At 54.1% G+C, this 19,801-nt stretch carries 26 protein-coding genes and 3 pseudogenes; 2 read left to right on the forward strand and 27 right to left on the reverse strand.

What is annotated here, in order from left to right; genetic code table 11:
- Positions 1-4: 4 nt before the first annotated feature.
- The 15 genes and pseudogenes from E0L15_RS07375 to E0L15_RS12365 form a co-directional block, all read right to left on the reverse strand.
- Positions 5-400 carry a PrgI family protein gene (locus E0L15_RS07375; protein ID WP_168125092.1) on the reverse strand — a complete coding sequence of 132 codons (396 nt, stop codon included), beginning with the start codon at positions 398-400 and terminating at the stop codon, positions 5-7.
- A gap of 3 nt (positions 401-403) precedes the next feature.
- Positions 404-976, reverse strand: coding sequence for an MT-A70 family methyltransferase (locus E0L15_RS07380; RefSeq protein WP_347565983.1), 573 nt, complete (start codon positions 974-976; stop codon positions 404-406).
- 2 nt (positions 977-978) lie between these two features.
- Positions 979-1,773: a site-specific DNA-methyltransferase gene (locus E0L15_RS07385; protein WP_168125094.1), complete on the reverse strand. Its 795-nt coding sequence runs from the start codon at positions 1,771-1,773 to the stop codon at positions 979-981.
- Positions 1,763-2,014, reverse strand: coding sequence for a hypothetical protein (locus E0L15_RS07390; RefSeq protein WP_021659237.1), 252 nt, complete (start codon positions 2,012-2,014; stop codon positions 1,763-1,765). Before E0L15_RS07390 ends, E0L15_RS07385 begins: the two co-directional genes overlap by 11 nt.
- A 14-nt stretch (positions 2,015-2,028) precedes the next feature.
- Positions 2,029-2,895 carry a VirB6/TrbL-like conjugal transfer protein, CD1112 family gene (locus E0L15_RS07395; RefSeq protein ID WP_168125095.1) on the reverse strand — a complete coding sequence of 289 codons (867 nt, stop codon included), beginning with the start codon at positions 2,893-2,895 and terminating at the stop codon, positions 2,029-2,031.
- An 11-nt stretch (positions 2,896-2,906) separates the two neighbouring features.
- A pseudogene (locus E0L15_RS07400) lies at positions 2,907-2,987 on the reverse strand (Maff2 family protein); the annotation flags it as partial.
- Positions 2,988-3,078: 91 nt separating this feature from the next.
- On the reverse strand, positions 3,079-4,743 hold the full coding sequence (locus E0L15_RS07405) for a recombinase family protein (RefSeq protein WP_168125096.1): 1,665 nt from the start codon (positions 4,741-4,743) through the stop codon (positions 3,079-3,081).
- A 5-nt stretch (positions 4,744-4,748) separates the two neighbouring features.
- Positions 4,749-4,946, reverse strand: coding sequence for a hypothetical protein (locus E0L15_RS07410; RefSeq protein ID WP_168125097.1), 198 nt, complete (start codon positions 4,944-4,946; stop codon positions 4,749-4,751).
- 254 nt (positions 4,947-5,200) lie between these two features.
- On the reverse strand, positions 5,201-6,499 hold the full coding sequence (locus E0L15_RS07415; protein ID WP_168125112.1) for a virulence-associated E family protein: 1,299 nt from the start codon (positions 6,497-6,499) through the stop codon (positions 5,201-5,203).
- A 13-nt stretch (positions 6,500-6,512) separates the two neighbouring features.
- Positions 6,513-7,157: a CHC2 zinc finger domain-containing protein gene (locus E0L15_RS07420; protein ID WP_206020589.1), complete on the reverse strand. Its 645-nt coding sequence runs from the start codon at positions 7,155-7,157 to the stop codon at positions 6,513-6,515.
- Positions 7,158-7,228: 71 nt separating this feature from the next.
- Positions 7,229-8,821 (reverse strand): MobQ family relaxase, encoded by a 1,593-nt coding sequence (mobQ, locus tag E0L15_RS07425; RefSeq protein WP_168125099.1) that lies wholly within the window; start codon positions 8,819-8,821, stop codon positions 7,229-7,231.
- Positions 8,822-9,007: 186 nt separating this feature from the next.
- Positions 9,008-9,343 (reverse strand): hypothetical protein, encoded by a 336-nt coding sequence (locus E0L15_RS07430; protein ID WP_168125100.1) that lies wholly within the window; start codon positions 9,341-9,343, stop codon positions 9,008-9,010.
- Between the two features lie 341 nt (positions 9,344-9,684).
- Positions 9,685-9,999, reverse strand: coding sequence for a DUF3847 domain-containing protein (locus E0L15_RS07435; protein WP_168125101.1), 315 nt, complete (start codon positions 9,997-9,999; stop codon positions 9,685-9,687).
- On the reverse strand, positions 9,996-10,334 hold the full coding sequence (locus E0L15_RS07440; RefSeq protein WP_168125102.1) for a DeoR family transcriptional regulator: 339 nt from the start codon (positions 10,332-10,334) through the stop codon (positions 9,996-9,998). The genes E0L15_RS07435 and E0L15_RS07440 overlap by 4 nt, the downstream gene beginning before the upstream one ends.
- Positions 10,335-10,526, reverse strand: coding sequence for a hypothetical protein (locus E0L15_RS12365; RefSeq protein ID WP_172455309.1), 192 nt, complete (start codon positions 10,524-10,526; stop codon positions 10,335-10,337).
- Positions 10,527-11,060: 534 nt separating this feature from the next.
- Here E0L15_RS12365 and E0L15_RS07450 point away from each other — a divergent pair.
- The gene (locus E0L15_RS07450) at positions 11,061-11,873 is read left to right on the forward strand and encodes a helix-turn-helix transcriptional regulator (RefSeq protein WP_168125103.1); all 813 of its coding nucleotides are present in this window, start codon (positions 11,061-11,063) and stop codon (positions 11,871-11,873) included.
- 51 nt (positions 11,874-11,924) lie between these two features.
- Here E0L15_RS07450 and E0L15_RS07455 read toward each other — a convergent pair whose 3' ends face one another.
- From E0L15_RS07455 to E0L15_RS07510, 12 genes and pseudogenes are all read right to left on the reverse strand, one after another.
- Positions 11,925-12,131: a helix-turn-helix domain-containing protein gene (locus tag E0L15_RS07455; protein ID WP_150311145.1), complete on the reverse strand. Its 207-nt coding sequence runs from the start codon at positions 12,129-12,131 to the stop codon at positions 11,925-11,927.
- On the reverse strand, positions 12,121-12,567 hold the full coding sequence (locus E0L15_RS07460) for a sigma-70 family RNA polymerase sigma factor (RefSeq protein WP_150311144.1): 447 nt from the start codon (positions 12,565-12,567) through the stop codon (positions 12,121-12,123). Before E0L15_RS07460 ends, E0L15_RS07455 begins: the two co-directional genes overlap by 11 nt.
- Before the next feature lie 115 nt (positions 12,568-12,682).
- Positions 12,683-12,874: a DUF6440 family protein gene (locus tag E0L15_RS07465; protein ID WP_150311143.1), complete on the reverse strand. Its 192-nt coding sequence runs from the start codon at positions 12,872-12,874 to the stop codon at positions 12,683-12,685.
- Positions 12,875-12,987: 113 nt separating this feature from the next.
- Positions 12,988-13,320 (reverse strand): hypothetical protein, encoded by a 333-nt coding sequence (locus tag E0L15_RS07470; protein ID WP_150311142.1) that lies wholly within the window; start codon positions 13,318-13,320, stop codon positions 12,988-12,990.
- Positions 13,321-13,322: 2 nt separating this feature from the next.
- Entirely contained in the window at positions 13,323-13,544 is a 222-nt protein-coding gene (locus tag E0L15_RS07475) for a helix-turn-helix transcriptional regulator (RefSeq protein WP_150311141.1), read from the reverse strand.
- A 116-nt stretch (positions 13,545-13,660) separates the two neighbouring features.
- Positions 13,661-13,855: pseudogene (locus E0L15_RS07480) on the reverse strand (helix-turn-helix domain-containing protein); the annotation flags it as partial.
- A gap of 136 nt (positions 13,856-13,991) precedes the next feature.
- Entirely contained in the window at positions 13,992-14,150 is a 159-nt protein-coding gene (locus tag E0L15_RS07485) for a Maff2 family mobile element protein (protein WP_168125104.1), read from the reverse strand.
- 95 nt (positions 14,151-14,245) lie between these two features.
- Positions 14,246-16,081, reverse strand: a complete 1,836-nt coding sequence (locus tag E0L15_RS07490) for a VirD4-like conjugal transfer protein, CD1115 family (RefSeq protein WP_168125105.1) — start codon at positions 16,079-16,081, stop codon at positions 14,246-14,248.
- Positions 16,068-16,502, reverse strand: coding sequence for a PcfB family protein (locus E0L15_RS07495; RefSeq protein ID WP_347565984.1), 435 nt, complete (start codon positions 16,500-16,502; stop codon positions 16,068-16,070). Before E0L15_RS07495 ends, E0L15_RS07490 begins: the two co-directional genes overlap by 14 nt.
- A 99-nt stretch (positions 16,503-16,601) precedes the next feature.
- Positions 16,602-17,315, reverse strand: a complete 714-nt coding sequence (locus E0L15_RS07500) for an antirestriction protein ArdA (protein ID WP_168125107.1) — start codon at positions 17,313-17,315, stop codon at positions 16,602-16,604.
- 1 nt (position 17,316) lies between these two features.
- Complete coding sequence (locus tag E0L15_RS07505) at positions 17,317-17,658, reverse strand: hypothetical protein (RefSeq protein WP_168125108.1); 342 nt, start codon at positions 17,656-17,658, stop codon at positions 17,317-17,319.
- Between the two features lie 295 nt (positions 17,659-17,953).
- On the reverse strand, positions 17,954-19,480 hold the full coding sequence (locus E0L15_RS07510; RefSeq protein WP_168125109.1) for a ParB/RepB/Spo0J family partition protein: 1,527 nt from the start codon (positions 19,478-19,480) through the stop codon (positions 17,954-17,956).
- A gap of 209 nt (positions 19,481-19,689) precedes the next feature.
- Here E0L15_RS07510 and E0L15_RS07515 point away from each other — a divergent pair.
- Positions 19,690-19,801 (forward strand): annotated as a pseudogene (locus E0L15_RS07515) (IS200/IS605 family transposase); the annotation flags it as partial.

Consider the following 19,801-nt stretch of genomic DNA (forward strand, 5'->3'; position numbering starts at 1 on the left):
CCGGTTAGCGCCCTTTCCGGGGCCGCGCTTTGGGCTTTTTGCGTTCTGCAATCGCATCCTCCTTTCTCACAGCGCCCCGCTGGGTGAACGGGGCATAGATATTTTCCGTCTGGTAGGGCCTCACCCCAGGCCGCAGGAAACGGGCCCGCAGGATGTTCCGCACCACCTTTTCAAAGGGGAGCCCGTCTTTTTCGTACATCGCCAGCAGGAACGCCGGGAGCGCCACCGCCATCATCAGGAACATGGCCCCGGTGTTGCCGATGGCGCTCCGGGCCAGCAGGTAGGACGGGATGCCCACCGCCGCCGCGATCCCGAAGCACACAAGCTGGCGTTTCGTCAGGTTAAAGGCCAGTTTGGTCTTGATTTTGGATAAGTCGTTGGGAACATTTACATAGGGCATGGATCAACCTCCTTTCGCGCCCACCTCTGGACACTTTGTCCAGAAGTCCGGGACGGTGCTTTCCACCTCGTTCCCCCACACATCCCAGCCGGGCGGGGACTGCCGGGCGAACAGCTCCACCCTGGGCACGTCGCCCATGAGGGCCACGATCTTGTCACGGGCCTCCTCCGGCTTGCGGCTGTGCTCCTGGATGGGGGAAATGATAAACTGGTGGACGTTTGCCGCCTGCCGTTTCGGGTGTCCCCGTGTTGCCAGCAGGCAGACCTCCGCGTTGCCCCGCGTCCAGAAGCCCAGGCCATAGAACCAGCCCTCGGACTTGCGGTTTTTCTTTAGCCAGACGAAAGCAACGCTCTTGTAGGTGAAGCCCCACGCCTTAATGAGCCGCAGGGCCTCCGGGAGCTGTGGGAACGTAGCCCACAAAAAAAGCACGCTGTCCGGGGCCGCCAGATCCGCCACCGGGAGCGTGCATAACTTGTCAATCCCCATTGTGGGATAGTGTTTTTCCGCCGCCCCCTGAACATTCTTTGCAGAATACCGCCAGGGGGGATCGGCGTAGATCACAGAATACTGTCCGATAGTCAAACTCCTTTCTCCCCGGCCTCCACCGCCGCGCCCGCCACGCGGATGCGTTCACTGGCGGCGGCATAGTAGGCCGGGACGGTTTCAAAACAGAGGAAGCGGCGGCCCGTGTTGAGGGCGGCCACCGCCGTTGTGCCGGAGCCCGCGCAGATGTCCGCCACCAGCTCGCCGGGCCGGGTATAGGTCTTGATGAAATACTCGCACAGGGCCACCGGCTTCTGCGTGGGGTGGACGGTGCGCTGGACGGCTGGAAAGGTCAGCACGTTTCCGGGAAAACGCAGGCCGTCCTCCGATCCGCTGCCGGAACGGGTAAATTTCCCGTAGTTGGTGCTGTTCCCGTTATTGCCCGCAATTTTCTTGTAGGGCTTGCCCTGCTCAAACTGCGGATTGTAAAGCGGGAGCTTCTGATAGAACACCAAAATATTCTCCGTCTTTTTCAGCGGAGCACGGCGGGCATTGAGAAAGCCTGTGCAGCGGCTTTTGTACCACACCCACTCATAGCGGAGCATGGACAGGTTGGATGCCCCCAGCACCTTGTCATAGGGGCATTGTGCAAAGAACAGTACAGCGCCGTCCGGCTTGACCGCCCACTTGACCGCCTCCCACAGCTCCGGGAGCGGCAGGGGCACATCCCAAAAGTTCCAGGTGGTGCCATAGGGCGGATCGGTCAAGAGCATATCCACAGAATGACGGGGCAGGGAGCGCAGCCCCTCAATGCCATCCATAAGGAACAGGCCCTCCGGGAGCTCCGGGGACTTCTGGACACTTTGTCCAGAGGTGCCCTTATCGGTCATCCCTGGCCTCCTTGCCCTTTGCCGGGGCGGGCCGGGCGGCGTTTTCACGGGCGGCCTGCGCCCGCCCCTCGGCTAACTGCTGGGCAATTTTCTTCGCGTCATCCCTGCCGCCCAGCAATTCCTGCTTTTGCAAAACGGCCTCCGTTTCCGCCATAAAACGGTAAACATCGGCCTGGTTGAAGTCCTCCGGCGCTTTCCCGTTCCACAGGCGCGACCCGTCGGGCCCATATCTTCTCGGCATATAACACCCCTTTATCAATGTGCGCTAAAGATACTTCGCGCAATCGTCCCGGTTTTGAACAGCATGAAGCAGAGCAAAACCGTATAGCCCACGGTGCCCCAAATCGCCCCAATGGGATCTCCGCCTGTGGCAATTCCCTGGATCAGCACCGCATAAATCGCAACACACACCAGAATGAGCAATCCTTGGAAGCCCACGGCAAACAGGGAGCGCAGATAGTTCTGCCCGATCTGTCCCACCTCCCGGTGGGAGATCGTTGCCATAGGGATGGGGGCCAAACTGGTAAGCAAATAAATTTCCAACATTCTGCCATACACCAAAACAAAAATGACGATGCCCAGCGCCCACATGGTAACGCCAATAATAGAGGACTGGAGCCACAGGCCCAAAAGCGGCCCTAAATCCATCCCCTCCAGGGTGGTTTCCAGCTCCGTCATCATATCCGGCGTGATGTCCGTGGAGCCCTGGATCAGGCCGCCCGCCTGGGCGATCACCGTCTGCGACACGTCAAAGACGGCCATCACAATGTTAAAGGTGTTTGAGAGGATGAAGATGGCACAAGCCGTTTTGAATATCCATTTGTAGATATTCGCCACGTCAAACTCGTGCATATTGTTTTTTTCCAAAAGCATCTGAATGAGCTCATAGGTGGCAACAAAGGTCAGTACCAGCCCGGCAATCGGTAAAATCACCGTTTCGGAAAGCTGGCGGATGAGGGAAAATACCCCGGCGTTCCACGCCGCCGGGGTACTCCCCACCTGTACCGCGATCTCTCCGACTTGGGTATTGACGTAATCAAAGAGCCCCTCCAGGTTCCCCATGATCCCGCCAATCAACAGCTCTTTGAGCCAGTCCGTGAGCCAGTCGGTGAGAAAATCCATAGGCCCTTACCTTAAAACAGGCCAGACAGCAGAGGGATCAGGGTGGTGCCCAGCAGGATGATGCCGCCGCCCGCCATGAGCTGTTTTATCCCCAAATAGGTGTAGGAAAACGGCTCGATGGCGGGCGGCGGCGTGTCAAGAAATATCTATGGAGTTTTTAAGAACCGCCCCGGCGGGGGCAGGTCAGGCCGTGACCTGCTCCACCTCCGGGATGGGTTTGAGATTGAAATGAATTTCGATAGAAATGTGTCTTATCTTATCGCTGTCTATGCTCTCATGGACAACGATTTCTTTAATCAGGCGGTTTAGGGTGGCGGCGTCCAGTTCCGTGATGTCGGCGTATTCCTGAATGGCTTCCACCCACTGGCGGGCGTCACACGCAAGCCGGATTTCATCGGCCAGCTTCTTCCGGCCTTCCGTGACCTTTGCTTTCAACTCGGCCTGTTCCGCCTGCGTCTTTTCCATCAGCAGATTGAAGTTCGCTTCGCTGATACGTCCGGCAACCATGTCCTCATACAGCCGCAGCACCATCTTTTCCAGAACGTCAATCCGTTCCTCGTCTTTGGTAAGGGAACGCTCCAACGCTTCCCGCTGGCCTTTCTGCTCGGCTTCGCAGGTGTCGGTCAGCTTCCCGGCAACGGCTTCCCCGTCCATCAGGGCGGCTCTGGCGCACTCCCGGATTTTGTTCAGCACAAGGCTGTAAAGGGTGTCGTATTCAACCCGGTGCTGGGTACAGTGCTGCTTGCCGTAGGCGTTGTAGGTCTTACAGGAATAAATCTGTTTCGGGTGCTTGTCGTTAGTGTAGCGGATTGTCAGCGACTTCCCGCACTCGCCGCACTTGATAAGCCCCGCAAACAGGCTGATTTCCCCGGTCTGGCGGGGGCGCTGCCGGGATTTCAGCTTGCGCTGCACGATGTCAAAGGTCTTGCGGTCAACAAGCGGCTCATGCTGGTTCTCCACTACAATCCAGTCCTCCGGCTTCTTCTCCCCGATGGTGCCGATTTTGAAGCGGTATTCCTTCTTCTGGGAAGCGATAGCGCCGGTGTAGACGGGGTTCATCAGGATGTCCTTAATCACGGAGAAGTCCCACATATACCGCCCGTTGACCGGGTCTTTCTTTTCCCACTTGGTTGACACGTTCCGAAAGCCCCGTACCCGGTTCCAGTAGGTCGGGCATGGGATTTTTTCTTCTTCCAGCCTGCGCCGGATGTAGTTGGGGCCGTGTCCTTCCAGCGCCCACGCAAACAGACGCCGGACAATGGGAGCCGTTTCCTCATCAATCAGCAGATGGTTTTTGTCCTCCGGGTCTTTCCGATACCCAAAGGGGGCAAGGCAGCCGGTAAACTGGCCTTTCTGCGCTTTCAGCAGATAAGAGGAATGAACCTTCTTGGAAATGTCCTTGCTGTACATCTCGTTGAGGATGTTCTTGAACGGCGCAATGTCGTTGTTGTCCCGCATGGTGTCGATACCGTCATTCATGGCGATATACCGCACGCCGTTGCGGGGGAAGAAATCTTCAATCAGGAAGCCGGTCTGCAAGTAATTCCTACCCAGTCTGGACAGGTCTTTCGTGACCACAAGGTTTATCTGCCTGCGCTCGATGGCTTTCAACATCCGTTTCAGGTCGGGGCGCTCCATGTTCAGCCCCGTGTAGCCATCGTCCTGATAGACTGCAACAACCTCCCATCCCTGCTTTTCGCAGTAGGTTTCCAGCATAGCCCGCTGGTTTGCGATACTGGCGCTCTCCCCGTCAAGGTCATCGTCCTTGGAAAGCCTGCAATAGATAGCCGCCCGGAAGCTGCCCGCCAGTATTGCGTCTACGCCTGCATATTCAAATCCGTTCATCATAACCGTTACCCGCACAATCCAGACGGAACACGGTCACTCTGAACCTTGTCTTTATTATATCTTAAATCTTGCTTTTTCGCAAGATATTCTTTATCATTTCTCTGGCTGTATTTCTGTGCAATCAGGCTCACGAAAACGTCCGTAGCGTCCAGTTCGCCGTCAAATACCGTTGTGACATGGATTTCTGTTTTGCTTTTTGCCATAGGCAGTTACCTCCATAAATGAAATAAGCCAGACAGGAGAGGGTCGGCAACGAAGTCCGGCAACGGGCTTCAAAAAACCTCGAAAACAATCTCTGTCTGGCGGTTGGGTTATTTATTACTTTTTCTTTTATTTTTCTGTTGCTTTGGTTGTCAGAGGGGAGAAAAGCCCGCAGTTACGGGCTTTTCTCCCGGCAACCGGCCCGGCAACGGGATAGCAACGGGGTCGGCAACCGGCTGTGATTTCCCCGGATTTTTCAGAAGGGAAGCTCCATCTGCTCCGTGACCTCCACAAATCCGTCCAGCGTTTTTTCACGCCCGTTGTCAGCGCCCGTTGCCGGGGCTTCCCGTTCCCAGCCCTTTTGTCTGCCGTATCCTTCAAATATCCGGGGATTGGAGAAATACTTCCATCCCGTGATACCGTGGTTCATAATGTCGTTGACTTCCCGGATTTCCCACTGTTTCGGCTCGTCAAAGGGGTGGTTTAAGGCTTCCCTGAAAAGCTGCTTGGAGCATACGGCGCTGCCGGTGTAGCGGTCAAGGTACGCCTGTATCATCCCGGCCTTGGTGTCCTCCGGCATGAAATCCCGCTGGTGTTCTTTGAGGTACTGTAACATTTCGGGGGTAAAAGACAACTTAAAATCGCCGCTTTTGTAGGTTGTCATGGCTTCCGCCCATACCTGTTCGATATAGGCTCTGGAAGCGGCTTCATCGTCCAAAATGTGTACCTCGGCCCGTTCGGGGTAGACCATGACCGGCAGGAAGCGCCGGTTCCCGGAACGGTCAAGGGGCAGGAAGTCCAGGGCGTTGGAAGTCCCGCCGAACACGCATTGGCGCAGCCTGTCCTCCGGGTGGGTTTCGTAGGGGATTTTATAGACCTCCTTCTGGCGGCTTAAAAACGACTTGATTTCCTCTATGCTCTTGGCGTTGGCGGTGGCAATCATCTCCGACATTTCAATAATCCAGTGGCCTTGTAGCTTCCGGTACACGTTATCATCGTCCAGCTTCCGCAAATCATCGGAAAACCACTCGTCTTTTACGGCCAGCAGCCGGAAGAAGGTGGATTTTCCGGCTCCCTGACCGCCCACCAGACAAAGCATGACCTCAAATTTACAGCCGGGGCAGAACGCCCGGTGGATGGCTCCCAGCAGGAACAGCCGCAGCGATTGGAAGGTGTAATTGTCCGTGTCGGCTCCCAGAAAGTGCCGCAGGCAGCAGCGGATACGCTCTTTTCCGTCCCAGACAAGGCCGTTCAGGTAGTCCCGGATGGGGTGGTAGCTGTTGGCGTCTGCCGCAAGGTCGGCGGCGTCCGCTATCTTTTTCTCGCTTGTCAGGCCGTAGGTCTTTTCCAGATACAGCCGGATATATTTCATGTCCGTGTCGGTCATGGCCTTGCTGCCGGTTCTGCGTTTCCTGCCGATGGGCTTTAGAAGGTCAATGCGCTCGGTCAGGAGATTTTTCGCCACCGCCCCGGAAAGTTCTGGGTCGTGCTGGAACACGGTCAGGCAGTTTTGAATACTGTTGCGAACGCCGCCTTTCTCGGTGCTTTCCAGCATGGCTTTCACTTCCTCAACGCTCCGGGGCGGGGGTGCGGCTTCGATGGTGTCCGTCACGGCCTGCCGCAGTTCGGGCGGCAAGGTCTGCCATTCTCCGCTCAAGGTTCCTCACTTCCTTTCCGTAGCTGGCAATCAGGGCAGCCCGTTCCTCCATATCGGAGAACAGCAGCACATCCAGCAGATATTCCACATGGGATTGTTTCTGCAAGGCTTCCACGAAAAGCGGGTGCCATGCTTCCTCCGGCGTCTTGGGGGCATAGTCCCGCTTCCAGCGGCGTAGCAGATTGTGATAGTCGGACAGTATCCGGAAACAGTGGCGCTCCATGCGCTTGAATTGCTGCTCCGGGCTTTCCTGCCGGGGCTTGGGACGGCGGCTCCTGCCGGGTGGCTCCCTGTCCTCATAGGGGACGGAGAAGTCCTGCGCCAGCATGAGGGCGGCTTCCTTGGGGCTGACGTTTTCCAGACGGGAAACAAAGTCAATCACATCCCCGTCTGCCTGACAGCCGAAACAGTGGAAGCGCCGGTCAACCTTCATGCTGGGGTTTTTATCGTCATGGAAGGGGCAGACACACATCCCGTTTCTTCCCACCCGGACGCCGTAATGCTCGGCAGCCTGCCGGGTGGTAACAGACTGCTTCACGGCTTCAAATACGTTCAATAGGCAAATCCTCCTGAAAATAAGAAAAGCGCCTGTCATTCTCACGGGGAAAATGGCAAGCGCCTGATGGGTTAAAGTTCCATATCCTGTTTTTGCTGGCGGCGGGGCTGCTGGCGTTTCTGTTCTTCCCGCTGCTTCACGCCCTCGATGTTCCAGCTTAATTGTTCGCTGAGGGACGGCTTCTTTCCCGGCTCCGGCACAACCCGGCGCTGGTCGGGCGGCAGCACATGGTTTATCCAGTAGCGCACATCCCGCAGCAGCTTCATATCCGCCTGAACCGCCTGCAATCCCTCATTCTTTTCCGACAGTTCCCCGGAAAGCTGCTCCCGTTCCTTATTCAATTCTTTCGTATCAAAGGGCAGTTCTTCCTGATGGGCTTTGAAGAAACGCTTGGCGGCAAGGTAGGCGTCCAGTTCTTCCCGGTGTTCGTCGGCAAACTTCTCCTTCCGGGTTTTCCAGCCGATGGAAGCGTATTTCTTGTAAACCTCTTTGTAGGCTCTGTGGTTGGCGATATGGGAAAGGGTGGTGTCGATGGCCTTTATCCGGCGTTCCGATTTTCGGATGTCGGTCTTGGCGGAAAGTATCTCCTCGCTGACCTTATCCAGATAGGCGTCAAGGCTCTCCACGGTGGAGATCTCTTTCTGCCGCAGGAAGTCAAGGGCTTCCATGACCTTGTTAAAATCGCCGACAGTGCCTTTCAGCTTCCCCTTGGAAGTCCAGCCGGTGCGTTCCCCGCTCCGCATATCCAGATACCGGGAAAGCAGTTCGGGGATGGTCGGCTCCTTGGCCTGTTCCAGCGCTTCCAGCAGTGCCGCCTTTTTCTCTTTCAGGCCGGACAGCCAGCCCTTTAAGCTGCGTACCATCTGCCGGATAGACTGCATGAGGGAATTGGCGGCTTTGATGTCCCGGTTCAGGTTGCCGATATTGGTCTGTATGCCTTTCCGTTCCAGATAGCTGACCGCTGGCCCCATGTGGACGGTGGGGATTTTATCTATCCCCTGACGCTCATAGGATTTCAGGTTCAGCCGTTCCGGGCTGCCGATGGCTTCCAGATAGCGGTTTGCCGTGTCAGCCCAGCCCTGCCGCCATATCTCGGCGTACTTCTGGTCGTTCCAGTCCACGGTGTCCTCCTTGTGGCTTTTCCAGTTCCCGGACGGCAGCCGGATACGCTCGCCGTTTTCGTCAAGGTCGTACACCTTCCGGCTCTTGGGGAGCCACTTTCCCTGTTCGTCCATCCCCCGCATGGTAAAGAGGATATGGGCGTGGGGGTTGCCGTCCCCTTTGTCATGGATGGCAAAGTCGGCAATCATGCCCTTGGAAACAAAAAACTCCCGGCAGTAGTCCCGGATAAGGTCGGCTTGCTGCGCCGGGGGAATATCCCTCGGTATGGCAAGCACTAATCTTCGGGCAAGCTGGGAGTTCCATTGTTTCTCGATGGCTTCGGCGGCGTTCCACAAAGTATTCCGGTCTGCGTACTCCGGCGGGGCATGGGGCGGCAGCATGATTTCGGTGTGGACGATTTCGCTTTTATGGGAATAGCATTTCTGTTTCTGGTCGTATTCGGAAAACAGCCGTTCCCCGCTCTGGTAGGCAGCGGCAGCGACAGCAGACTGGCGCTTGCTGCGCTGAACGATTTTCAAGTCAAAGTGCGGGCATGGTGGCATGACGGATTGTGACCTCCTTTCTCCCGGCGTCCGGGCAAAGAAAAAGCAGGAAACCGTTCCATGATTTCCTGCTCGGTGGTGCCGCCGGTGGGCGGCTGGTATTCATTTTTTACAATATAATCAGCATCGGTTGATGTTAGATGACCTAAAAGGCGTAGAGCTATCTCACCAATGATAAACGGAAGTTTATTTCATCTCTACAATAATAGAACCATCCATTATTTTGCTATCCTCAAGCGAACTGCTATACAAACTTTTTGCTACATCTTCAAAAGTTAGATTTTCATTGTCCGTAAGAACGACATACGAGCTATCTGATTTAGCATTAGGCATTCTCCCGGCTAACTCCAATCTAAATTGATATATGTTATCATCACATTGCCATGTTCCATCATTCATTTCATAATATGTGGCTACAATTCCATCACTCTCTGATTTCTCATACACTTTAGCAATATCGTTTTTTCCACAGCCAGCGAGCAATACAGTCAAAAGTCCAATCATGACTATCAGCTTTTTCATTAGGCAAACCTCCTTCAAAATTGGTAAACACGCATTTTTCGTTGGCTCCATTATACTATGAATGGCTGCCTTTGGGAATAGATGAATTGTAAACTTGCTGAACGGGAACAGCTTGCAGCGCAAGGTGTTTCCGGGCGGCAAGTCCACAAAGGGGTAGCTGGCGGCAGCCAGCGCAGGGGAAGTGTAGCTTCCCCTGTGATGATTGGAACAGATTGAAAATCTGCGGAAATCATCCGCTCCCTGCAAGGGGCTTCCGGCAGGACGCAACGCACCGGCTTGACCGGTGTATAGTTGCGCCCTCTTTCAGAGGGGCAGCCCACGGGCTGCGGCTCTGAAAGCAATTATGGCCGTTTCCGGCCTGCGTTCTCTCCCTGAAAATCGCCGTTACCGGTGAACACTTTTTCCATAAGCTGACGGGTGCTGTCCTGCCGGAACAGCAGCTTCAAGAACAAACTGACCTGTTCATCCGTGATAGCTTCCGGGTGGGGAAGGTAGCTTTCCAGCATGGCGGCTCTGGTGCAAAGCCGGTGCGTCCGTTCCTTCCGTGTCAGCGTCTTTATCTGGTGTTCCAATATCTTTTCTTCATGCTGCGCCCTCCGCAGCTTCTTTTCCGTTTTCTCTATCTCCTGATTGAGTTTTTCCAGCTTTTCATTCATAGGCGGCTGTCCTCCTTCTTGGGAATGAGTACATATATTTTGTTGGGTTCCCCGAAGCCCTGACGCACTCGCAGTATCAATCCGGCGTCCTCCAATTCATTCAGGGAACGCTTTACGGTCATGGTGCTGCGGGCAAGTGCCGCCGCCAGTTCCACGATGGGGAAATGGATAAATAAAATCCCGTTGGCGTCCTCTATGCCGGACAGGAAAACAAAATCCAACATCCGGGCGTACATGACCTTTGCGGTGCTGCTGATCGGGAGCCGCAGCATGGCTCTCGGCAGCGGCATACAGGGCGGCAGGGTGGTGTCTGCGGTCATAAATTCAACTTCCATTCAATCGGTGTCCTCCTTTACTTTTCGTTTTGAGCGTTTGGAAAGATAATGGGGGCAGTCCACAATGACCGCCCGGAAACTCTGCTTGCAAGTGCGCTGGCATTTCCGGCAAAGGTCGTTGTACGTTACCCGCCCCCGTTCATTGAGGAAGAAAGACAGTTCCAGCTTCCTCTTTTTCGGCATTCTCGGCATGGTGCCTCCTTAAACAAAAATCCGCCCATTTCAGCCGTAACAGCCGCAATAGACGGATAGCAAGTTTTAGTGTCGTGTTTCGGGGCGATTTTCAGGGAAAAAGCGGCCATAGAACCGCCCGGAAATCCCCCGTAGTATTACGGATAGGGTAGACTATGCCCCATCGGATTGTTGCGTTTCGGTATCAATTCGGTGTTCATTTTCGCCGGTTCTCCCTGATGTCGTTCCTGCCCCTGGCTCTCACAACGGCGTTTCGCTCCCTTTGGTACGCTCGTTGCGGTCAGGGTTCCTCCATTTCCCTGCCGCAAGTCGTTGCGCTACATCGCCGGGGAGCATATCCCATACAGGCCGGTCATTCGATTGGAATAATCCATCGATGAACTTACCTGTATGATAGCCCATTTTTGTTCCCTGTGCCGTATGTCCACAAAGTAGGATTTCAGGACGAAAACCGGAAATTTCCACGATTGCGGAAAGTATGGTATAATCCGGTTAGCGGCAGGAAAACAGCCGCCGGGAAGGAGTGAACGCCCTATGCTTAGAGCGACTACCATACAGGAGCGCCTTTGGGAGTTACGCAAAGATAAAGGCTTAAATCTGGAAGAATTATCAAAGCTGACCGGCATTTCAAAGTCAGCCCTCGCCAGCTATGAAGCCAACGACTATAAGGAAATCAATCACGGCAACCTTGTCACGCTGGCAGACTTCTATCAGGTGTCCGTTGATTATCTGCTGTGCCGGACAGAGAACCGGGAACAGGCAAACACGCCTTTAATGGAATTGCACTTGACGGATGAAATGGTGGCGCTGCTGAAAAGTGGCCGTATCAACAACCGGCTTCTGTGTGAGATTGCTACCAACGATAAATTTGAGCAGCTTATGACCGACACGGAGATATACATAGACGGCCATGCAACCTCCACCTTCCGTACCCTTTATGAATCTTTGGAAGAACAGCGGCAGATTATCGTTCAGAAATACAAGCAGGCAGATAAGGATTTTTATTCAAAGACCATCCTTGCCGCAGAGGTAAAGGAAGAAGATTTCTTCTGTCATGTGACGCACAAAACATGGGACGCCATTCTCCACGACATACGGAAAGCCCATGAGCATGACATTGACAGCACACCGGATTATTCCGTTGCAAAGAAGATGGCTCTGGAAATCCGAAAGGCTATTCAATCTTCCGGGGATTATCTCGGAAAGGTGTGGGCGGTCATTTTCAATATGCTCGGTATTGACTTTTACAAGCTGCCGCCGGATGAACAGAAGATACTGAAAAGGATACTGTCAAAATCCCCGAACATCAAAAACAGCCCCTTCAACTTCCGGCGCAAGAGAAAATGAAAACTGCCGTTGTGGGAATGAGTGTTCCTGCAACGGCAGCTTTGGCTTTCCTTATTCAGTTATGAAGCGAAACTTGAGTACCGCCGCAAGTAGTATCTGCGTGATATAGTCCTCTGCATCTTTGTCTACTTGTCCATCCACAAGAGCCGAAAAGCGTATGTAGCGCCCATAGTGCTGTAAAACAGCGTTGACCGCTTCCGGCTCGCCGGTGGTAGCCTGTACGATGGTTTCATAGGGGAGAAGTCTGCTATTCCTCATGCGTCATTCCCTCCATTTCTTTGTGAAGCTGCCGGATAGCCTTGCGGATATGGTAGCCCGCTGCGCTGCGGCTCCGCCCGTATCGCCTGCCGATCTCCCTCTGTGGGATACGTCGGAAATAGGAAAGATAAACCATTTCCTGTTTCCAAACCGGCAACCGGGAGAGGGCTTCCACAAGTAAACCGTTGTTCAATATGAGCGTATCGCCACAAATCTGGATGATGTATTCCTCGTCCGGCTCCGGCGCTCGGAAATCTTTTCCTGCTGTACCTAAAGGGTAGTGTTTTTCATCTGTGAGGTATTCAAGGGATATTTCTCTTTTGTACTTCCTGCTCCTTGTCCTCGCCGCAGTAATTGCTGCGTTGCGTATGACAACTTTACAAAAGGCTTGGAATGTGTATTCGATATGCTCTTTGTATTCTTCTGTACAGGTCATGGAAATTCCCCCTTTCCTCCATAAAGGGTTTGTATAGTTGACGGGCTGCATTTATACTCACATGGGGCGGCAGCACTCCTTGCTGTCGCCCCATGATTGTCAACTCTCTTTGAAATTACTGATTTTCTGTGTCAATAGGCGTAACAATGGGCTTCCCGTCTTTATCAACAAGGACGGCTATACCGCAGCCGCTTGTCATGTTGGAAGAAATCAGCAGGTAATTCACGCCGGTTTCCGTATCAACGATGATTTTCCGTACATTGGTCACTCCTTGTGAGTAGGTTTCTACAAATCGCTCTTTAGCCATTTTGTGCGCTCCTTTCCTTGGACAATAATTGTGAGTGGCTTTTCATGTCCATAGCAGAAGCATATCATATTTCTTTCTAAATGTCAAGTATTTCATACTTCATGTTAAAAATATCATTCTATTCGCTTGAGGATTTGTATCGACACTATTTCAATGATTGCCATTGTGTTATATAACCATTGAATTGTATTAGCATAAAATAAATATGTTATTTCATACGCAGATGAACCGACAATTTTTGCAATTACATTTGCCATAACCATAAAATAGGCAAATGTAATCACACTTGCTTTCCCAATAATTTTCCAACCGCGTTCATCTCTATTCTTTTTCCTTGCGAAACAAACAATTAAAATAAGTGTCAGCGGAAGTCCTGCCACTGCGCCGATAACTAAAATCATCCGTTGATTAAATACGTTCCAAATTATTTCTTGCAAGAAATTCACGCTTACACCTCCCTAAAATCAAATAAATCTTCAATCGTTACATCAAACACCTTTGCGATATTGTATGCTAAAAGCATAGATGGGTTATAACGGTTTCTTTCAAGCTGCATAATGGTTTGGCGGGACACGCCGACTAAATCGGCAAGTTCCTGCTGCGTCATTCGCTTGGTTGCTCGGTACACATGAATTTTGCTCTCAAAAGTGTATTTGCTTTTTCCCGCCATCTACTCACCGCCTTCCTCGAAAATCTGTTTTTCAGTATAACATATTTCTTGCTAATAGCAATATATTTTTTTCTTTACCAGCCAACTTATTTCCCGTTGCTATCAGTTTCATCCTACTCCAACTCAATCACATCCAAAATACCACAATTCAGAGCTTCGCAGATACGAACCAGCGTTTCCATGCTGATGTTCTTGCCCTTACCCATGTTGGCAATCATATTTGTGGTAAGACCGGCGGCAATCCGCAAGTCCTCTTTCCTCATGTTACGCTCAACCAGCGTGTGCCAGAGGGGTTTATAGCTTATGTGCATTTATCCTCCTGCCTTTCTCCCGGTTCCGGGGTTTCTGTTCCCATTATATCAAAGTTCTTGCTATTCCACAAACATTTCTTGACACAACCGCCGGTTCCGTCTGGATTGTGCTTTTCCTTTCTTTTCTTGATTACATCTACTTAGCCATAAGCTGCTTCATGCCCTGGCTTTTGGAGCCAGGGTTGTCCGAGCCGTAGCCCTCCAGAAGATTGACAACGCCCCACACGCCCAGGCCAGCGCCGAGAGCCACAACAAGGGTCTGCAAAGTATCAATAGCGGAAGAAAAGAACTGCATATAGCCTCCATTTCTCCGGGTTTTCCCCGGCCATGAAAAAAGCCGCCATTTCTGGCGGCAGGTTGCGACCTCTGGACACTTTGTCCAGAAGTGATTTATACATAGGCATCCGGATCGTCCACGTCATCGTAATTGAGGATGTCCTCGTCCTCGCTTACGGGCCCCGTGTCCGATGCGTCTACCTCGTACACCTCACAAGCCTCGGAAAGCCCAGGCCGCCTGCGGCGGTTGATGAGCTTATCCAGGTCAAAGGCGTTTTTCTTTTTATCGGCCTCAGCCGTGTACTTGTAGTTAGGGTGCTGCTTCAAATCATATTTGGACGAGAAGAACGGGGGCAAGCCCCGCAGCTGCAAAATGCACTTATCGCCCGGCATGGTAGCCAGCTCGCTGGGGGTCATCAGCTCCCGGCCCAGCCGCTGGGTGTTCTGGTTGTAGCTTTCCGACTGCCCACGGGAGCGGCCCTCGGTCTGCATGGAGATCGTGGCCTTTCCCAGCCAGTTCTCGGAAATTTCCTTGATGGTGGAGCTTTCCCGGCCACCCAGGAAAATTACGCTGTCCATGTTTCCCAGGATCGTTTCCGCGTTATCTTTGTAAATGGCCTTGCACTGCGCGTACTGCTGGTAGAACAGGCACAGACTCACCTCGCGGGAACGAATAACGGCAACAAGTTTCTCCAGCGAGGGCACCTGCCCCGTGTTGGCAGCCTCGTCCCACAGCACCCGCACATGATGGGGCAGGCGGCCCCCGTGAACATTGTCCGCCCGTTCACACAGAAGATTGAACATCTGCGAAAAGGCCAGGGCCACAATGAAGTTATAAGTCGGAGTGGTGTCGGAAATGGTGAAGAAAACCGCCGTTTTCCGATCCCCGATGCGGTCAAGCTCCAGCTCGTCATAGCTCATGATCTCCCGGAGCTGGGGGATGTCAAAGGGGGCCAGCCGGGAGCCGCAGGAAATAAGGATTGATTTTGCGGTTTTGCCGCTGGCCAGCTTATATTTCTTGTATTGCTTCACGGCAAAGCAATCCGGCTTGCGCTTTTCCAGGCCCTTGAACATATAGTCTACCGCGTTCATATAGGACTCGTCATCCTCTTTCACATCCATGCCGGAAATCATGTCCACCAAGGTATTGATGTTCCGATCCTCGGCAGGCGCTTCAAAAATGATATAAGCAATCAACGCACAATAAAGGAGCGTTTCTGCCTTTGTCCAGAACGGATCGCCCTCCTTGCCCTCGCCTTTGGTGTTCGCTATGAGGGTATCGACAAACTTTAGGATGTCGGCCTCATTGTGGATGTAGGACAGCGGATTATAGTGCATGGATTTTGAAAAATCTATGCTGTTAAACACTTTGATCTGATACCCCTGGCGTTGCAGAAAAGCCCCCACCTGGGAGAGCACCCCGCCTTTGGGATCGACGCACACATAGGAGCTGTGCGCCTGGAGTAGCTGGGGCGTGAGCCAGAAGCGGGTTTTGCCCGACCCGGACGAGCCGATGATGCAGGCGTTGAGGTTGCGGGCGTTGGCCGGGTTTTTAGGCCGGGTGTTCATGGTGAGAAACTCCGTCTTTGTCAAAATGACGTTGTTCTCAAACTTCGGATCGACAAAGGGCTTGATGTCTTTTTCGGTGCCCCAGCGGGCCGACCCATACTCCTCATCCCGCCGAAATTTCTTTGCGTTCTTGCTTTTCATATAGATCAGCAGACGGAAGCCCACCGCGCCCACAATGCCGATGAGCCAGTCAAGGGGATGGAGCCCCGGCGCAAAGTCGGCAAAGGCCGGGCCGATGCTCTGGCCCAGGCCCATCAGCTTGTGAGCAAAGTCCGCTCCGGGAGCCAGGCGGTAGGCCGTCCCCAGCTTTAGGCAGGCCCACAGGATAAACAGGTACGGGATATTGGGTATCACATATTTCTTAATACTATCTGTCCTCATGCACCGCCTCCCTTGCACGTTCTTTCTTGTGGGACGGCTGGCGGGCCAGTTCAGCGGCGGCCCGTTTGAGCTGTTCCCGGATCGGGACGCGCCGGGACTTGGAACGCTTCATCACGCGCCGGGAATATTCCGAAAAACAGGCGGTGATGGCATCGGCCTGCCCGCTTTTGAAAAACAGCAGATACTTGTCCGGCCCGGTCTTATAAAAGGCATAGTCCACATTCCAGCGGCGGGCCACCCGGTCAAAGTCCTTTGGGGACTCCACCTCGATGCTGTTCGTGGCGGCCCCGTGGCCCATGAGCTGGCACACCGTCTGCTTGCCGTGGGGTGTCTGGCGGGCCCGGTGCGCTTTCTTGATCTTCCGGCCCACCGCCAGACACGCCTGGGCCAGCACCCGGCCCGTGAGCTTTGTCGCCTTGATGGAAACTGCTATGGTACGTCTGGAAACGTCCTCGTCAATCAGCCGTATCCCTCCTTTCCATGAAAAAAGCACCTCTGGACAAAGTGTCCAGAAGTGCCGCTATCGCTCTTCATGCTCCTTTTTGGCAATCTTCCGATAGCCCTCCAGGGAGGAGCCGTCAATAATTTCTTTGTAGGCCGCCATCTGCTCCCGCACCGTGAGCTGCGGGAACGCGAAAACCTTGTGCTCGGCGGGGATGTCCTCGATCCCGTGGTAATGCTCGATAAACTTGCCGCCATTGTTCAGCACATAGCCGCCGGGGGCAAAGTGGCCGTCCTCGTTGATCCGCACGTCCCGCCCGTATGCTTCATAATCGAAGTAAGGGAGCAGGTGATCGGGAATTTCAATGGCCTCCATGTCCTCCACATAGATGCGGCCCAGGGTTTCATCGTCCCCCACACCGGGATAAAACTCGAAGCAATCCAGGTTTTGTGTGAGGTTGATCAGGTCAGCCACGCTGGAGGTATGTTCGCCGCTGTCAATGACCGCCTCAAACTTTTCCAAGTCGCCTTGATCCAGCTCAGAGAGCAGGCAGGCCAGATGGTTGAGCTCGTCCAGGTTCTCATATTCCGAAAGATAGTCATAGAGCCCCAGCACATCACCGTCAAAGCTGGTGATGAAAAATTCCTCATACCGTACCCCGTCCACGCCAATGCGTTTCAGAAGTCCCTGCACCTCCTCCGTGGTAGTAGGGAATTTCAAGGTTTCACCGACCAGCTCGCCCTCATTGTATTTCCCCAGATTGGTGATGTAGGCTTCAAACAGGGACGCCATATCAGCGGCGGCCCTGGCCCTTGATGGTCAGGATGCCCTCAAGGGTGGTGGCGGTGATCCCCAGCCGCTGAGCCACGGCAATATCATTTTTCATAGACTCGGTGACGGTATGGCCGCACACCACCAGCACACGGGAGCGCCGGAGCAGGTCACGGCCCATGTCGATGCCGTTCTTGTGTTCCTCCGGCACCGCGTCATTGAGGAACAGCGGCAGATAGAGCATGGGGCAGATGGGGGAATACCCCGCATCGTAAACCACACGGCAGTAATGCGCCGCCTGTTCCATGTCCGCCGCAGGATCGCCGCGCCATGCGGCAGTAATATAAGCAAGGGATCGTTTCATCTTCAACACCTCCGATATTTATAATAGGTAGTTCGACCCTATCCCCCCGCCCTTTCCCTATCCAGGGAAAGGGGGCGGCTCTGGAGGATATATGCCCCCGCCGCGCCGCTGGAAGTAGCACAGCCGGGGCAGACCGTCAAGGGCAAGCCGCCGCAAGCGGCGGTGCGTTGCACCCTTGACGGCCCACTCCCGGCTGTGCAGGAATATAGGCGGCGACGGGGGATATATCACCACAGAGCCCATCCCAAGCGCGGGGCGCTTACCTCTGGACAAAGTGTCCAGAAGCGGGGCCCGGTTACTTCTCCAAGTCCTTTTTCTTGTCCGGCTTTGCCAGTTCGGGCGGCTGTTTCTCTTTCCACTCGTCCAGCAGGGCCATGATCTGCTCCTTCATTTTGGCAGGAGTGACCTCCTTGCCGAAATACTTAGACAGTTCAGCAGTCGAAATAATCACACCGCGATCCTCCTTTTTCTCTTCACTCAGAATACCGTCAATCACATCGCCGTTGAGCTTGCCCTCCTTGTCCAGCTCGTGGAGCCGCTTTGCCTGGGCCACCGAGGGGGAGGACTGCTCCCCGTCAATGGAAACGGCAATCAGCCGCTGGTTTTCCGGCCTGATATACGAGATCTCCACCGCAGGCATAAAGCCCATCTGCTTTGCGTCCACCTTGTCCAAAAGCTCCGGCACCAGGGAGTTCAGGCGGATATACCGCATGACCTTTTTATAGTTCATGTCGTGTTCCTTACCCACGATCTCCACCGAGAGCTTACCCAGGGCCTCGGCCTCTTTCTCATTTTTCGGGCGGGCCCCCTGGCGCTTGATGGCCTCCACCTCCAAATCCAGGAGCTTTGCCAGCTCGCTGGGGAGGGGATCGCCGCGCTGTTTGTTGCTGTTACGCATTTCCCGGACAGCTTCAAGGTCAGTCATCTCGCGGACAATACAGGGCATTTCCTCCAGCCCGGCCCGTTCACCACCATGATGGCGGCGGTGGCCTGCGATAATCTCATAGCCCTTGCCGTCCTTTTCCGGGCGGACAGTGGCGGGGGTCATAATGCCGTGTTCCTTGATCGTCCCCACCAGATCGTCCATCGCCTTATCGTCCTGCACCTTGTAGGGGTGTTCCCGGAACGTGTGGAACGGATGGAGCTCCGACATTTTCAGATAGACGATTTTTCCCTCTTCCACCGGGCGGGGCGGCACCTCCGGCGTGGGCGGCAGCTTGATTTCCGGCGGCGGGACTGCCGCCTCCTTGACGGGAGCGGCCTTGCCCGGCTTTACCGTCTTAGCGGATTTAGACGCAGGCGCACCGCCGGAGCCCGTTTCCTTGCCCTTGTCGGCTTTCTTACCTCTGGACACTTTGTCCCGAACAGAGGGCGGAGCCTCCTCACGGGCCGCCTTGTCAACCTTAGACGGGCGGCCTGTGCGGGGCTCCGCCGCTTTCTCTTTTTTCTCCGCAGTCGGCCCGGCCTGCTCTTTCGGCGGGCGGCCCCGGCGCTTCGGCGCTTTTTCCTGCCCGTCAGCCTCAGCAGACGGAACCTCCGCCTTTGATACGGCATCCCGCGCAGGTGCCCGCCGCTGGGACATCAGCTCGTTGATCTTATCAAAATCAACCACCACCTCACCAGGGGCAGGCCGGACCGGGGCGTCCTCACCCATGCCAGGGATCACAGACTGCTTCGGCTCAGTGTGTTCCTCCGCTTTTTTCGGCGCGGCGGCTTCCGGGGCCGGGGGCTTCTGCATTGACGGGGCATCTTCCACAGGCGTATCACCGGGGCGATCCTGGCCAGGGGACTCTGGGCTTGTTTTCAGCTTGTCATCTGCCATTCACTAACCTCCTTTAATTTCAGCGTGTTGCATAAAAATCAAAGCTAATTTTCTATCGAAAAAATTCCCCCCTTTCCAAGTCTACCACGCAAAAAGACCGCCCAGGTTTTTCCCGGACGGCCCTCTGCGTAATGTGATAGTCTTTAATTTTATTTTTTCGGATTGTAGGCTCCGAAAAGCCTTATTTTTGCAGTTTTCCTATTTTATATGGCCCTTACGTAGATACGGTAGGACGGAATAAAAAGCAGATACAGGAATACATCCGGAATCAATTAGAGGAGGACAAGATAGCAGATCAGATATGTCTAAAGGAGTTCATTG

Origin of the sequence: Pseudoflavonifractor sp. SW1122 (assembly GCF_012027765.1) — a bacterium.
In the GTDB taxonomy this organism is placed as follows: domain Bacteria; phylum Bacillota; class Clostridia; order Oscillospirales; family Oscillospiraceae; genus Enterenecus; species Enterenecus faecium.

Bases quoted from the DNA above. Each gene is read 5' to 3' on its own strand.
- E0L15_RS07460 (WP_150311144.1), bottom strand. From the start codon at position 12,567: ATGACCTGTACAGAAGAATACAAAGAGCATATCGAATACACATTCCAA.
- E0L15_RS07450 (WP_168125103.1), top strand. From the start codon at position 11,061: ATGCTTAGAGCGACTACCATACAGGAGCGCCTTTGGGAGTTACGCAAA.
- E0L15_RS07430 (WP_168125100.1), bottom strand. From the start codon at position 9,343: ATGAAAAAGCTGATAGTCATGATTGGACTTTTGACTGTATTGCTCGCT.
- E0L15_RS12365 (WP_172455309.1), bottom strand. From the start codon at position 10,526: ATGCCGAGAATGCCGAAAAAGAGGAAGCTGGAACTGTCTTTCTTCCTC.
- E0L15_RS07410 (WP_168125097.1), bottom strand. From the start codon at position 4,946: ATGGCAAAAAGCAAAACAGAAATCCATGTCACAACGGTATTTGACGGC.
- E0L15_RS07475 (WP_150311141.1), bottom strand. From the start codon at position 13,544: ATGGCGGGAAAAAGCAAATACACTTTTGAGAGCAAAATTCATGTGTAC.
- E0L15_RS07415 (WP_168125112.1), bottom strand. From the start codon at position 6,499: ATGCTGGAAAGCACCGAGAAAGGCGGCGTTCGCAACAGTATTCAAAAC.
- E0L15_RS07505 (WP_168125108.1), bottom strand. From the start codon at position 17,658: ATGAAACGATCCCTTGCTTATATTACTGCCGCATGGCGCGGCGATCCT.
- E0L15_RS07510 (WP_168125109.1), bottom strand. From the start codon at position 19,480: ATGGCAGATGACAAGCTGAAAACAAGCCCAGAGTCCCCTGGCCAGGAT.
- E0L15_RS07465 (WP_150311143.1), bottom strand. From the start codon at position 12,874: ATGGCTAAAGAGCGATTTGTAGAAACCTACTCACAAGGAGTGACCAAT.
- E0L15_RS07390 (WP_021659237.1), bottom strand. From the start codon at position 2,014: ATGCCGAGAAGATATGGGCCCGACGGGTCGCGCCTGTGGAACGGGAAA.
- E0L15_RS07395 (WP_168125095.1), bottom strand. From the start codon at position 2,895: ATGGATTTTCTCACCGACTGGCTCACGGACTGGCTCAAAGAGCTGTTG.
- E0L15_RS07490 (WP_168125105.1), bottom strand. From the start codon at position 16,081: ATGAGGACAGATAGTATTAAGAAATATGTGATACCCAATATCCCGTAC.
- E0L15_RS07455 (WP_150311145.1), bottom strand. From the start codon at position 12,131: ATGAGGAATAGCAGACTTCTCCCCTATGAAACCATCGTACAGGCTACC.
- E0L15_RS07385 (WP_168125094.1), bottom strand. From the start codon at position 1,773: ATGACCGATAAGGGCACCTCTGGACAAAGTGTCCAGAAGTCCCCGGAG.
- E0L15_RS07440 (WP_168125102.1), bottom strand. From the start codon at position 10,334: ATGGAAGTTGAATTTATGACCGCAGACACCACCCTGCCGCCCTGTATG.
- E0L15_RS07405 (WP_168125096.1), bottom strand. From the start codon at position 4,743: ATGATGAACGGATTTGAATATGCAGGCGTAGACGCAATACTGGCGGGC.
- E0L15_RS07500 (WP_168125107.1), bottom strand. From the start codon at position 17,315: ATGGCGTCCCTGTTTGAAGCCTACATCACCAATCTGGGGAAATACAAT.
- mobQ (WP_168125099.1), bottom strand. From the start codon at position 8,821: ATGCCACCATGCCCGCACTTTGACTTGAAAATCGTTCAGCGCAGCAAG.
- E0L15_RS07435 (WP_168125101.1), bottom strand. From the start codon at position 9,999: ATGAATGAAAAGCTGGAAAAACTCAATCAGGAGATAGAGAAAACGGAA.
- E0L15_RS07375 (WP_168125092.1), bottom strand. From the start codon at position 400: ATGCCCTATGTAAATGTTCCCAACGACTTATCCAAAATCAAGACCAAA.
- E0L15_RS07485 (WP_168125104.1), bottom strand. From the start codon at position 14,150: ATGCAGTTCTTTTCTTCCGCTATTGATACTTTGCAGACCCTTGTTGTG.